12 protein-coding genes are annotated in these 13,179 nt (G+C 72.5%); 6 read left to right on the top strand and 6 right to left on the bottom strand.

What is annotated here, in order from left to right; translation table 11 throughout:
- Positions 1–115 precede the first annotated feature (115 nt).
- The 5 genes from AB0M97_RS15695 to AB0M97_RS15675 all read right to left on the bottom strand — a co-directional run bounded on the left by AB0M97_RS15695 (position 116) and on the right by AB0M97_RS15675 (position 5,026).
- Complete coding sequence (locus tag AB0M97_RS15695) at positions 116–868, bottom strand: GntR family transcriptional regulator (RefSeq protein ID WP_365961397.1); 753 nt, start codon at positions 866–868, stop codon at positions 116–118.
- 168 nt (positions 869–1,036) lie between these two features.
- Positions 1,037–1,918, bottom strand: a complete 882-nt coding sequence (locus AB0M97_RS15690; RefSeq protein ID WP_365961396.1) for an RNA polymerase sigma-70 factor — start codon at positions 1,916–1,918, stop codon at positions 1,037–1,039.
- Positions 1,919–1,979: 61 nt separating this feature from the next.
- Positions 1,980–2,849 carry an alpha/beta fold hydrolase gene (locus AB0M97_RS15685; RefSeq protein WP_365961395.1) on the bottom strand — a complete coding sequence of 290 codons (870 nt, stop codon included), beginning with the start codon at positions 2,847–2,849 and terminating at the stop codon, positions 1,980–1,982.
- Positions 2,850–2,979: 130 nt separating this feature from the next.
- Positions 2,980–3,513 carry an SRPBCC family protein gene (locus AB0M97_RS15680; protein ID WP_365961472.1) on the bottom strand — a complete coding sequence of 178 codons (534 nt, stop codon included), beginning with the start codon at positions 3,511–3,513 and terminating at the stop codon, positions 2,980–2,982.
- Between the two features lie 109 nt (positions 3,514–3,622).
- Positions 3,623–5,026: a cation:proton antiporter gene (locus AB0M97_RS15675; protein ID WP_365961394.1), complete on the bottom strand. Its 1,404-nt coding sequence runs from the start codon at positions 5,024–5,026 to the stop codon at positions 3,623–3,625.
- 229 nt (positions 5,027–5,255) lie between these two features.
- Here AB0M97_RS15675 and AB0M97_RS15670 point away from each other — a divergent pair, with 229 nt between their 5' ends.
- The 6 genes from AB0M97_RS15670 to AB0M97_RS15645 all read left to right on the top strand — a co-directional run bounded on the left by AB0M97_RS15670 (position 5,256) and on the right by AB0M97_RS15645 (position 11,837).
- Positions 5,256–5,909, top strand: a complete 654-nt coding sequence (locus AB0M97_RS15670; RefSeq protein ID WP_365961393.1) for a hypothetical protein — start codon at positions 5,256–5,258, stop codon at positions 5,907–5,909.
- A gap of 84 nt (positions 5,910–5,993) precedes the next feature.
- A complete protein-coding gene (locus AB0M97_RS15665) occupies positions 5,994–7,769 on the top strand; it encodes a tryptophan 7-halogenase (protein ID WP_365961392.1) in 1,776 nt (591 codons plus the stop codon).
- 195 nt (positions 7,770–7,964) lie between these two features.
- Positions 7,965–8,489, top strand: coding sequence for a sigma-70 family RNA polymerase sigma factor (locus AB0M97_RS15660; protein WP_365961471.1), 525 nt, complete (start codon positions 7,965–7,967; stop codon positions 8,487–8,489).
- A gap of 44 nt (positions 8,490–8,533) precedes the next feature.
- Positions 8,534–9,154, top strand: coding sequence for a hypothetical protein (locus tag AB0M97_RS15655; protein ID WP_365961391.1), 621 nt, complete (start codon positions 8,534–8,536; stop codon positions 9,152–9,154).
- Between the two features lie 101 nt (positions 9,155–9,255).
- Positions 9,256–10,809, top strand: a complete 1,554-nt coding sequence (locus tag AB0M97_RS15650) for an AarF/UbiB family protein (RefSeq protein WP_365961390.1) — start codon at positions 9,256–9,258, stop codon at positions 10,807–10,809.
- 137 nt (positions 10,810–10,946) lie between these two features.
- The gene (locus AB0M97_RS15645) at positions 10,947–11,837 is read left to right on the top strand and encodes an SAM-dependent methyltransferase (protein ID WP_365961389.1); all 891 of its coding nucleotides are present in this window, start codon (positions 10,947–10,949) and stop codon (positions 11,835–11,837) included.
- A 90-nt stretch (positions 11,838–11,927) separates the two neighbouring features.
- Here the strand turns inward: AB0M97_RS15645 and AB0M97_RS15640 are convergent, their stop codons facing one another.
- Positions 11,928–13,169, bottom strand: coding sequence for a wax ester/triacylglycerol synthase domain-containing protein (locus AB0M97_RS15640; protein ID WP_365961388.1), 1,242 nt, complete (start codon positions 13,167–13,169; stop codon positions 11,928–11,930).
- Positions 13,170–13,179: the final 10 nt, after the last annotated feature.

The following is a 13,179-nucleotide window of genomic DNA, read 5'->3' as shown; positions in this document are numbered from 1 at the left end:
GGTGCCCGATGTCGCGGTGACCGTCACGGCGCTGCGGTGACCGTCACGGCGTCGCACGGACCGCCGCCTGCGGGCTGTCGCCCGCGCCCACCCTCCCCCGGACGCTCGGCCCCGGTCAGGAAGCCCGGCGGTCCTCGTGGATGTGGACGCCGCCCGTTTCGCCGAACGTGAGGCGGCAGGTGTCGGCGCGGTACGTGGCCACCGACACGGCGGCGATGCCGTCCGGCGTGAAGTAGCGCGTCGTGACGACGAGGACGGGCGCGCCGGGCAGACGGTCGAGTTCCTTGGCGTCGTCCGCGCGGGCCGAGCCCAGCTCGACCGCCTTCTCCTGGCGCTCCAGGTCCAGCCGCTGCAGCTCGCGCAGGACGGCACGCGCGCGTGCGGGACCGGACGCGTCGATGGCGGTCAGGTCGGGCACGGACGCCGGCGGGACGTACAGCAGCTCGGCGGCGACGGGCTGGCCGTGCGTGGTCCGGGAGCGGCGCACGGTGTGCACGGGCTCGTCCCGGCCGGTGCCCAGCATGCCGGCGACGGCGGCGGGCGGCGCGCTCAGGTCGCAGTCGACGGGCTGCCAGGCGTCACCGGCCGCGCCGGGCCAGGCGTGCTGCTCGGTGCCGACGGAGACGCCCACGCGGGGCGGCGCCACGGTCGTACCGACGCCGCGGCGGCGCTGCAGGCGGCCTTCCAGCTCGAGCTGTTCGAGGGCCTGGCGGAGTGTGGCGCGGGCGACGCCGAAGCGGGCGGCGAGATCACGCTCGTTCGGCAGGACCTCGCCCACCGTGAACTCCGAGTCCAGCGCCTCACTGAGCACGGTCTTGAGGTGCCAGTACTTCGGCTCCGGCACCGATTCGAGCTGCGTGGTCCCCACCCTGTCCTCCGCGATCGCCGTGTCTCGGCGGCGTTTCAGCGCCCTTGTTTATTAAAGGTTGTTTCACTTATCAGCGACCATAGGGCGGCCCCACCCCTTGGTCAAGACCAATCCTCGATCGAGTGCCGGACGCGCCGGGCCGGGCGGGCGAGGGCGCGGGGGCGTGCGCTAGGCGGCCAAGGAGCGCAATTTGTGCGGGTTGCGAATGATGTAGATGGACTGGATGTGTCCGCCGGCGACCTCCACCTGGAAGACGGCGTCGGGCGCGTCACCGGACAGGACCAGGATCGCGGGGCCGCCGTTGACCTCCAGGAAGCGGTAGGTCAGGCCGGGTGCGGCAGTGCGGGCCGCCGCGGCGAGGAAGCGGCCGACCTTGTCCGCGCTCGCCACGACGCGCAGCGGCGCCTTGGCCTTGCCGCCGCTGTCGCCGACGAGGCGGACGTCGGGCGCGAGCAGCGACATGAGGCCTTCGAGGTCGCCGTCGGCCGCGGCGGCCAGGAACCGCTCGGTGAGGTCGCGGCGCTGGGCGGGGTCGGCCTCGTAGCGCGGCCGGCGCTCCTCGACGTGCCTGCGGGCCCGCGCGGCGAGCTGGCGCACCGCCGCCTCGCCGCGGTCGAGCATGGCGGCGATCTCGGCGTGCGGGTAGCCGAACGCCTCCCGGAGGACGAACACCGCGCGCTCCAGTGGCGACAGCGACTCCAGGACGACGAGCAGGGCGAGGGACACGGAGTCGGCGAGCACGGCCCGCTCCTCGGCGTCCGGGACGGTGTCGGCGAAGCGGGTGGCGTAGGGCTCGGGCAGCCAGGGGCCGACGTACGTCTCGCCGCTCGCCTTGATCCGGCGCAGCCGGTCGACGGCGAGGCGGGTGGTGACGCGCACCAGGTAGGCGCGCGGCTCGCGCACCGCGTCCCGGTCCGCTCCGGACCGGCGCAGCCAGGCTTCCTGGACGACGTCCTCGGCGTCCGCGACGCGCCCCAGCATGCGGTACGCGACACCCATCAGGACCGGCCGGTGCTCTTCGAAGACGTCTGCCGCGATGTCCGTGCTCACCGCCCCGTCCCAGCCGACGCGCGCGACGGGGTCCAGCAGGGCCCGCCGCGCGCCGTCCGTCTCACTCGGCCAGGGCCGCCAGGACCTCCTTCAGCACGGTCGCGTTGTACGGCATGCTCACGTGCGGGGTGTGGTCGTCGGGGTCGATGTCCTGCAGGACGATGTTGCGGACGTGGACGCCCTCCGTCTCGGCGAGCGCGCACGAGGTGTACGGGGTGACCACGTCGTCGAACGCGGTGGCGATGACGGTGTGCCGGACGCCCTCCGCGGTCTCCCCCAGGTCGGCGAGTTCCTGCTGGAAGGGGTGGTCGTGCTGGAGCTGCGGCCAGGCCGGCACGACGACCTCGACGGGGCCCTGCTCGATCAGCTGCACGGCGCCGGGGATCTGGCGGGCGAGGTTCATCAGGCCCTGGGCGGTGATGCCGTGGTTGCTGGGAGCGATGCCGACGAAGTTGTGCACCTTCTCGGCGCCGCCCAGCGCGTTGAGGTAGTACCGGGGCATCATGCCGCCCTGCGAGAAGCCGACCAGGTCGACCTTCTCGGCGCCCGTGCGGCGCAGCACCTCGTCGACGAACTCGCCGAGCTGCCGGGCGGACTCCTTGATGTCGCCGAGCCCGAACAGCACGGGGTTGACGTGCTTGCCGTAGTCGGGCCGGAAGATGCGGTAGCCGTGCCGGCGCAGCAGCGGGGCCGCCGAGGACCAGGTGTAGCCGCGGTTGCCGAAGGTGCCGTGCACGAGGACGACGGGGCGCGGGTGCTCCTCGGTGAGCGGCAGGTCCCAGTCGTCCTTGCCCGCCTGCACGTCGACGGTGGAGATGATGTTGGCGGCGCCCGCCTTGGCGAGTGCGTCGGCCCGGTGGGACGCCTCGGTGATGTCCGTGGTGATGTCGTCGGTGTTGAGCCCGGGAATGCGAGGGTTGAGGGAACTCATGGCCTTCTCCCTGTCGCGGTCGGCTGGAAATTCTGCGGATGTCTCCGCATTCGAGTGTCGCGTCGCCGAAGGGAGTCAACGATCCCTCGATAGAGGGAAGGAATTCCTTCCATCGTGTATATGGGGCTCGTCATTTCGAGGGGACTTTTTCGAGGGTGACCCCCGTGGCGAGCCGTGGTGCCAGCCGGGCGGCGGTCGCGCGCAGCAGCCGGACGTACGGGCTCCATGTCGCGGGGCGGGCGACGTGGCCGGCCATGGCCTGTTCGGCGCGGTCGAGGGCGTCCTCGAACATCGCGTCGTGCAGGGGGCGGAAGAACAGCAGCCAGCCCAGCCAGCGCACGCCACGCGCATGCAGCACCAGGGTGTTGCGCAGTACGGCGCGGTTTTCGCCGAGGGGTTCGACGGCGTATTCGTGAAACCCCTGGAATCCCCGGGGGCCGGTGAACGTGAAGCGCGCCCACCGTCCCGGGACGTAGTGACTGACCACGTACCGCACCGGTCCGTGGCCGCCGGTCACGCCGACGGCCAGGGGACGTTCGAAGTGGATGGGCGGCCAGTCGCGCGGCCGGAGCCGGTCGTTCTCGCCGCCCAGGGAGTCGATGAGGGCGCCGACCGCCTCCTCGGAGGCGGGCAGTGCGCGTTCGTGGATGTTCAGTACTGCGATCACGCTCCGAAACTGCCCGGGAGCCGGGTCCCGGGCACTCCCCCGAAGGGGGCACTGGAGCACGCGCCCGGCGCGCCCCCGTCCGGGCACGCGCCGCCGTGCCCCCGGGTCAGACGGATTCCCTCTCCCGTTCGCGGTTGAGCAGGCGCAGCAGCGGGCCCGTCATGGCCGTGGTCGTGAGCGCCATCAGGACCAGCATGGCGAACAGCGACGGCGACAGCAGACCGGCCGCCAGTCCGGTGTTGAGGATGATGAGTTCGGTCAGGCCCCGGCAGTTCATCATCGCGCCGAGCCGTGCGGAGTCCCGCCACGACAGGTCCGCGAGGCGCGCCGGGACGACCGTGCCGGCGAACTTGCTGAGCGCCGCGGCGGCCAGCACGGCCAGGCAGAGCAGCCAGCCGGTGGTGCCCGCGACGCTGCCCAGGTGGGTGCTGAGGCCCACGGTCATGAAGAACGACGGCAGCAGCAGCCAGCTGGTGAGTCCCTCCACCCGCCAGGCGATGTCCTGCACCGCCGCCGTGCGCGGCATGGCCAGCCCGGCGGCGACCGCCCCGAACAGCGCGTGCACTCCGGCCTGTTCGGTGGCCAGCGCGCACAGCAGCACGGTGACGAGGACGACGGTGGCGGTGCGGGCCGCCGCCATGGGCCCGTCGGAGCGTTCCCCGGCGAGCAGCCGGGCCAGCAGCGGTCGTACGCCCCACCACACGACGACGCCGAACAGCGCGACCCAGCCGGCCGTGGTGGCCGCGGCGACCGGCGAGCCGCCTGCGGCGACGGCGAGGACGAGGGCGAGCAGGCACCAGGCCGTGACGTCGGCGACGCTCGCGGAGGCCATCGCGAGGGTGCCCAGCCTGCTGTGCAGCATGCCCTCGTCGGACAGCAGCCGGGCCAGCACGGGCACCGCCGTGATGCTCAGGCTCAGCCCGAGGAACAGCACGAAGGGCAGCGTGGCCACGCCGTCGGGCCGGTGACCGGCCGGGACGACGAGGGCGATGAGCACGCCGGTCAGGAACGGCAGGGCGATGCCGGAATGGCCGATAAGCGTCGACGCGGGCAGTCCATTGCTTCGCAGGGTGGCCAGGGACAACTCCAGCCCCACCGTGAACATGAACAAAGTCACGCCGAGTTGACCCAGATTGTTCAGAAAGGGGAACACTTCGGTCGGCAGGACCCACTCCTGGGCGCCCGGCGCCAGCGCACCGAACACCGAGGGGCCCAGCAGGATTCCGGCCGCGATCTCCCCCACGACGCGGGGCTGCCCGAGCCTGCGCGCCAGCACCCCGCCCGCCCCCGCGCACGCGGTGACGAGGGCGAGGACACCCAGCACCCGGTACAGGGGGACGTCGCCGGAGGATGCGGGCTCGTGGCCGGTGGGTCCGGCGTATCCGACGGACACGAGGACCAGCGCGGTGACGGCGACAGGTATGCCGACGAACGCCCCGTAGCCCAGCAGAACGCGGCGCGGCGAGAGACGGACGGCGGATTCCTGGGCGGTGGTCGTACTGCCCTTCACGGGCTGCTCCTTCTCACGTCGGAATAGCGCCTTGCCGGGTGTCCGGCAGGGAGATGTCTGCCCGTGCCGGCGGCCGAACGGACCTGGGGATGCGGCGTTCGACCACTGCTGGGCGAAGTCCGGCCAACGTGAAGCGGTCCCGCAGTGACCAAGAGGGGGAACGGTGCCCGGAGCGTAAAGAGGGGTGAGACACGCACAGTCGGCACGGCACTGCGGGAGGGGGTGGGGCATGACCGCGAAGCCGCCGAACGCGGGTCGTCCCGGCACCGGTGGGACGGGTGGGAGCGGTGTGCCGCGGGAGGTGCTCCCGGACGCGTGGCAGCCGCTGCTCTCCCAGCCACCGCTGGCGGGAATGCTCGTCCAGCCGCTGGTGGCGGACGCCCTGCTGGAAATGCACCGGATTCTGTCGCCGCGTCTCGCGCTGCACTCGCTGCGCACGTTCCTGCTCGCCGACGCCCGGGCGAGGGCGGGCGGAACGCACTACGACCGTACGGGGCTGTTCGTCGCGGCGGCGTTCCACGACGCCGGCCTGACCGGGCACGCGCCACCGGCACCCGGCGGGTTTCCGTGCCGCTCCGCCGCGTTGCTGGACCGCTTCCTGACGCGGCACGGGGTGGACGAGGGACGGCGGCGGGTGCTGAACCGCGCGGTCCGCGAGCACATGCGGCCGTTCCCGGCGCGCGGCGTCGCGCCCGAGGCACGGCTGCTGCACTTCGGGGCCTGGCTGGACGTCACGGGCCGCGGCACCCGCAAGGTGCCCGGCGAGCGGCGCCGGCTGGCGCGGCTGGCCCCGACGCCGCTGTTCGCCGTCTCGTTCTCCGCCCGGGTGGCCGTCTGCGGGCTGCGCGGCGTGCTGCCCGTCCCGCCGGCGCCCGCCCGCTGAGCCCGGGCACCGGCAGCGGGCCCGGCACGGGTGTGCACCACCGGCTCAACCACTCGCTCTTCCCGTCGTGAAAGGACCCAACGCATGCAAGAGGACCAGCGGGTTTTCGATGTCGCCGTGATCGGCGGCGGCATCGGCGGCACGATGCTGGCGGCGATCCTGGCGCGCCACGGCGTGCGCGTGCTGCTTCTGGAAGGGAGCGGCCACCCCCGGTTCGCCATTGGGGAGTCCACCGTTCCGGAGACCACGTTCGGGCTGCGGGTGCTCGCCCGCCGCTACGACGTGCCGGAGATCGAGCACCTGGCCACCAACGGGGCGCTGCGCCGGCACGTGTCGTCGAACTGCGGCGTCAAGCGCAACTTCAGCTTCGTCTACCACCGCGAGGGAGAGCCGACCCGGGCCAAGGAGTGCACCCAGTACCCGACGTGGGGGCCGCCGCTGGGGCCCGACTCGCACTACCTGCGGCAGGACGTGGACGCGTACATGTTCCACGTCGCCGTGTCCTACGGGGCGACCGCGCACACCCACACCGTCGTGGAGGACGTGAAGTTCGAGGAGGACGGCGCCACCATCGTCACCCGCGAGCGGGGCACCTTCCAGGCGTCGTACGTGGTCGACGCCGGCGGCATGCGGGCGCTGCTGCCCGAGCGGATGGGGCTGCGGCAGGAGCCGCCGTACCGCACGCGGTCGCGCACCATCTTCACGCACATGGTGAACGTCCGGCCCTTCGACACCGTCGCGCCGCCGCGTGAGCAGCACGGCATGCCGAGCCCGTTCAGCCAGGGGACGCTGCACCACCTGTTCCAGGGCGGCTGGTTCTGGGTGATCCCGTTCGACAACCACTCCACCAGCACCAGCGAGCTGTGCAGTGTGGGTGTCAACCTCGACCTGGACCGCTTTCCCCGGCCGGAGGACGTGTCGGCGGAGGACGAGTTCTGGAGCCACGTCAAGCGGTTCCCGAGCGTGGCGCGGCAGTTCGAGCACGCGCGTGCGGTGCGGCCGTTCGTGGCCACCGACCGAACGCAGTTCTCCTCGCAGACCGTGGTCGGCGACCGGTGGTGCCTGCTGCCGCACGCCAGCGACTTCATCGACCCGCTGTTCTCCAGCGGGCTCGCGGTCACCGTGATGGCGCTCAACGCCCTCGGCCACCGGCTCATCGACGCGGTGCGCCAGGACGACTTCTCGACGGCCCGGTTCGCGTACCTGGAGCACTGGACCAAGCGCATGTTCCGGTTCTACGACGACCTGGTGTCGTGCAGCTACGTGTCGTTCGACGACTTCGACCTGTGGAACGCGTGGAACCGGGTGTGGACCATCACGACGCTCTACGGGACGAACGCCCAGAACCAGGCCGCCGTGACCTACGAGAAGACCCACGACCCCACGTGCTTCGAGGCGCTGGAGACACCGCCGTACCGAGGGCTCCAGGGGGTGGACAACCCGTGGGTGGAGCGGCTCTTCGAACGCTCACGGGACGCCGTGCTGGAGTACCGCGACGGCGAGCTGACGAAGGACCAGGCGATCGAGCGGATCTACGCGCTGCTGCGGGAGAGCGAGCTGTGCCCGTCGGTGTGGGGCACGCTCGACCCCGAGGACCGCTGCCCGGCCGGCGTGTTCACCCTCTGGCCGCTGATGAAGATCCTGCTGTGGGGGAAGTTCCGCTCGCCGCGGCACGTGCGGGGTGCCTATTTCACGGGCGGCGCCCGCCTCGTGGGCCGGGAGGCGGCTCAGGTGTACGCCACGGAACTGCGGCGCGGGGCCTCGGCGGTGCACCAGACGGCGCGGGACATGTGGGTCAACTGGAACCGCGACTGGACCCGCCGCCCGGCTCCGCGATCCGAGGCCCGTATGCAGAAATGATCATCCCGCGGTGACTGCCGTCAAGAAAACACGGCAAAGCCCCGACGCCAAGCGAAAAATCATTCCTGCGAATTCAGGAGCATCGTGTTCCGGTTTGCCGCCCCACCGCCTCGGGTAGGAAAGGAATATGGCCGAGAAATGCAAATCCGGCCACCATTCCCCCTGCTCGGACGAGAGACAACGGGCTGCAATTCCATGGCGCAAAAATCAACCTGCCCATCGCCCGCTGCATGCTCCTGGGAAGAAATATTCCAGCACCAGGACCGCCTCATGCGGTTGGTACGACGACGACTTCCGAGTCATCAGGATGCCGAGGACTGCGTCCAGGAGACGATAGCGCGCGCAGCCGCCCACACCTCGCTGGACAGGGAACGGATCGGCCCCTTCCTGACGTCCGTGGCGCTCCGCCTGTGCATCGACTTCTACCGGGACATGGACCGGCGTCGGCGCCTCATGCAGCGCGCCGCGCTGCTGGACACCTCCGGTACGACCGAGGAGGACGTCTGCGACGAGGACTTCGGCAGGTGGCTGCTGGACCAGGTGCGGCACCTTCGGGGCCGTGAACAGGAAGTCATACTCGCCCGCGCCGCCGGGATTTCCACCGCGGAATTCGCCCGGCTGAACAATATCTCCGTCAAAGCGGCTGAAGCCGCTTTCACCAGAGGCCGCGCCCGGCTGAAGTCAGCCTGCGTGAAGGCCTTGGAAGACCGTGTGGGATGAGCCACGCGGCCTGTCGAACCACCGAAAACGAAAGGGGCACGCCCATGAGCAACAACAAGAACATGCAGGACATCCTCAAGGACCTGGTCGGCAGTATGGCCGACAGCGGAAAGGAGGCATTCGACGACATCCTCAACCGGCCGGACAATTCCCGCTCCTCGCGGTCGGGGAATCCGCTGCAGTCGCTGACGGATCTCCCCGGGAACGCGCTCGGCTCGCTCGCGGGCGCCGTGAATCCGGCGGCCGCGCTCGCCGGGGCCACCAACCCGCTGGCCGCCCTCACCCAGGCCTCGGGCGCGGCCGGCAACCCGCTCGCGGCACTGGCCGCCGCCGCGGGAGGCGGCAACCCGCTCGCGCTCCTCGCCGGAGCCGGCAACCCGCTGGCCGCACTGGGCGGCCCGGGCAACCCGCTGGCCGCGCTCAGCGGGGCCGCGAATCCGCTGAGCGCGCTCGGCGGCGCGGCCGGGGCGCTCGGCGGCCTCGGACAGCTCGCCGGAGGGGCGGGGCACGCCGCCGCGGGCGTGGGCGACGTGCTGTCGTCGGTGTCCGCGCTGCCGAACCAGCTCTCGCAGCTGATGCAGATCATCCCCAAGCTGATCGAGGCGCTGCAGGCGGCGGGCGGGCCACTGACGTCCGCCCCGGTTCCGAAGCCCCCGGCCACCTGACCTCCCCCGGGTCCCGCTCGGCGGGTCGCGCCGGGCACACCGCCGTCGGCGCCGCAGTCGTACGCAGTACTCGGCAGTACTCGAACGAGGAGGAGCACTCGGTGGCGTCTGTGGTCGGGGACCGGTTGCGTCTCGTGGTCAGGGTCCTGGGGAGCCTCGTCGCCGACGAGGTGGGGCAGGCCACGCGGTTGCGGCGCCGGTCACGACGGGAGGACAGCTCCCCGGCGGAGACCGCTGTGGCCTCCGCCGGGGCCGAGCAGCGGCGCGCCAAGGCGGTGCGCCAGGCGCTGGAGAGCCTCGGCCCCTTCTATGTCAAGCTCGGGCAGATCCTGTCCACGCGGCCCGACATGGTCCCCCAGTCGATCCGCGACGAGCTGCAGAACCTGCACGACCAGGTCGACGTCCAGCCGTTCTCGGTCTTCGAGCCCGTGCTGGCGCGCGACCTGGGCCCGGACTGGAAGCTCAGGTTCGACGACGTCGAGACCGTCGCCCCGCTCGGGGCGGCGTCTCTCGCCCAGGTGTACAAGGTGACGCTGCCGGGCGGCCGGCCGGCGGTGGTCAAGATCCAGCGGCCCGGCATCCGCGAGGGCGTGCTCGCCGACATGGCGCTGATGCGCCGGGCCGCCCGGATCGTCGCCCGGGTCGCGCCCCGGTTCAACGAGGTCATCGACATCGAGGCGATGCTGGGCTCCGTCTTCGACGCGATGGAGCCGGAACTCGACTTCAACGGCGAGGCCCGCAACATGGACGAGGCCCGTGAGCACGTCAAGCCGTTCCGCTCGCTGGAGGTGCCCCGGGTGCTGCACGCCAGTCCCCGGGTGCTGGTGCAGTCGATGGCGGCCGGCAGGTCGGTGCGGCACATCGACCGGGCGCACTTCACCGACGACGAGCGCCTGCAGATCGGCAAGGACCTGGTGCGGTTCATGTACCACGGGTACTTCGTGCACCGCGTCTTCCACGCCGACCCGCACGCGGGCAACGTGTTCGCGGTGCCCGGGGGTCCCGCGACGCTGATCGACTGGGGGATGGTCGGGCGCCTGGACCGGCGTACCAGTCTCCAGCTGCTGCCGCTGTTCATGACGCTCGCGCAGAACGACGGGGCGGGGCTCGCGCACCACTGGGCGGAGATGGGCCGGATGACGTCCTGGTCCAACATGCCCGCGTTCATCGCCGACATGGCGGCGTTCGTGCCCAAGGTGTCCCACCTGTCGCTGGAGGACCTCAACTTCGGCGTCTCGCTCACGACCGTGCTGGCGAAGGCGACCAAGCGGGGCATCGGTTCGCCGCCCGCGGTGTCCCTGCTCGGCAAGTCCTTCGCCAACGTGGACGGCTCGGTACGGCATCTCGCCCCCGAGATCACCCTGCCGGAGGTGTTCCAGGGGGAGGTGCCGAAGATCCTCTTCTCGCTGGGGCGCGAGTTCCTCGGCCGCCACCAGTTCGCCCGCAACTCCATGGAGCTGCTGCTCGCGGCCGTGTCCAGCCCCGAGCAGGTCCGGGGCGTCCTCGCGGACGTCGCCAACCGCCAGTTCGCCCTGCACGTGCACCAGCCGCGCACCTCGGCCGCGCAGGGCGGGCAGCGCCCCACCCGGCCGTCCGGGGGGCTGCTGGCGCTGGGTGCGCTGGCACTGGTGCTGGGGCGCCGCCGCTCCCCGTGAGCGGGTGAGCGGAACCCTGGGCGTCCGCCGCGCCCCGTCAGCGGGTCCGCGGGCGTCCACCGCTCCCGGCCGGACGGGCCCGCGGGCATGTCCGGCGACCAGCCGGTCACTTCATCACCACCGTACGGAGGTTCACCATGTCCGATGCCGCCCACCCTCCGCCGTCGCCGCAGCCCGGCCCCGACTCCGCCCTGCCGGACGGCATCTCGCCGGTCGCGCTCTGGACGGCCGCCGCGCACGCCGCGGAGGCCTCCCGACCCGGGCCGTACGTCAACGACCCGTGGGCCGCCGACTTCCTGCACGCGGCGCAGTTCGCCGGCGCGCCGCCCGGTGACGGTCCGGTGCAGCGGATGCTGCCCGACTGGGCGGTGGTGCGCAGCCGCTTCTTCGACGAGTACCTGCTGTCGGCGGCCCGCTCGGGCTGCCGGCAGGTGGTGCTGCTCGGCGCCGGGCTCGACACGCGCGCGTTCCGCCTGGACTGGCCGACCGGGGTACACGTCTTCGAGGTCGAGCAGCCCGCCGTGCTGGCGTTCAAGGAACAAGTGCTCAACGACACCCGGCCCACGTGCGGGCGCCGCACCACGGTGCCCGCCGACCCGGCCGGGTCCTGGGCCACCGAGCTGCTCGCCGCCGGATTCGACGTGCGGCGGCCGACGGCCTGGCTCGCCGAGACGGTCCTCTACCATCTGCCGCCCCGCACGGTGGAGGCCATCGTCGCGACGATGACGAAGCTGTCCGCCCCCGGCAGCACCTTCGGTGCCGAGTGCGTCAACGCCGGGTCGGCGCCGTCCTCCTTCGTGACGCCGTTCCTGGACGCCCTGGCGTCCACCGGCATCCACTGGCACTGGCAGCTCGCCGAGCCGCAGCGCTGGTGGCTCCAGCACGGCTGGGAGGCGGACGTGGCCGACCTGTTCACCCTGCCGTACGTCATCGAGCGGCTGTCGCCGTACCTGCCGCTGCTCACGGAGGCCGCGGCCCGGTGCGTGTTCCTGACCACGGGGACGGTGCGCGAGGAACGGGGCCGCTGAGGCGGGCCTGCGGCGAGGACGCGAAGGAGCCCCGGGCCGTCATTTCCGGCCCGGGGCTCCTTCGCGCGCCTACAGGCGCGCGTACAGGCCCTAGCAGCGCTCCAGCTCCCACAGGGCCGAGAGCCACAGCTCCGGGATCTCGTCGGCGGTGGCGAGCGTCTCGTCGTGCACGACGGTCAGGCAGGCCACGTCGTGCTGGCTCGTCAGCGTCGTCAGGAACCGGATGCCCGCCGCGAGACCCGAGAAGACGGCGGTACGGCGGGACACCACGCCCCGGTGGACCAGGGCCGTCCCGAAGTCGACGCTGCTGGCCGGTCCGGCGACGACCGCGCCGTTCACCAGGCGGGTGCCGACCCGGGCGCCGAGCGTCCTCGGCGTGGCCGCCAGCAGCACGCGTACGGCGTCCCGGCGGCGGGTGCGGCGCAGCCGGCCGGTGGCCGCGGTGACGCGGGCCAGGGCGTCACGGGGCGAGGGCTCGTCGCAGGGCAGCAGGAGGCGGGCGGTGACCATGCGGTTGCCGGGCGCGTGCTCCTCGCCCGGCTCCCGGACCGACATCGGGACCGCCACCGGAAGCGGCGGGTGTGCGGTGCCGGTCTCCTTCATGTGCCAGACGTGCACGGCGTGTGACAGGGCGGCGAGGTAGACGTCGTTGACCGTGCCGTTGTTCGCTCGGGCGACGGTCCGCAGCCGCGCCAGCGGGATCTCCGCCTGGCAGGCGCCGAGACGGCCGCCGACGGGGCCGTCGAAGCCCGGCTTGGCGACGGGTGCGCGGAACGCGTCGGCCACGTCACGGGCCGCGCCGGCGAGCCCCCGGACGGTGGGCCGGGACCTGGGGCGTGCCGCCGGGCCGCCCTGCGCGTGGTCGTCGAGGAGGGCCCGCGCGGTGTGGGCGGCGCCGACGCCGTCCTGGAAGGTGTGGTCCGTGCGGTAGCACAGGCTGTGGCCGCCGTCCGGGCCGTGCACCAGCCACACCTCCCAGGGCGGCCGGTCGTCCCCGGCCATGGGCCGGGACAGCATCAGCCGGGCGGCCTCGGCGCCGTCGGCGTCGGCGGGCAGCCACGCCTCGTGGACGTGCCGCTCCACGGCGAGCCGGTCGGCCCGCCGCAGCTCCCTGCGGTCCCGTACGAGGCGGTAGCGCAGCGCCGGGATGCGGTGCGCCCGTTCGGCGACCCGCGTACGCAGGGCGTCCAGGCTGGGCGCGCGCCCGTCGAACCGGAACACGAACGCGAGCGGCAACGGCCTGCCACCGGTGGCGAGCAGATAGGCGAGATCCGCGGTGCTCAGGTCCAGGGCCGGCGGCAGCCCGCCCCCGATACCGAGGTGGGGTCGCATGGGGAGCCTT

It is taken from the genome of Streptomyces sp. NPDC051207, from assembly GCF_040682395.1.
GTDB lineage: Bacteria > Actinomycetota > Actinomycetes > Streptomycetales > Streptomycetaceae > Streptomyces.
Note: the sequence above shows the minus strand (reverse complement) of the source record. Positions and strands in the feature narration are given on the sequence as shown.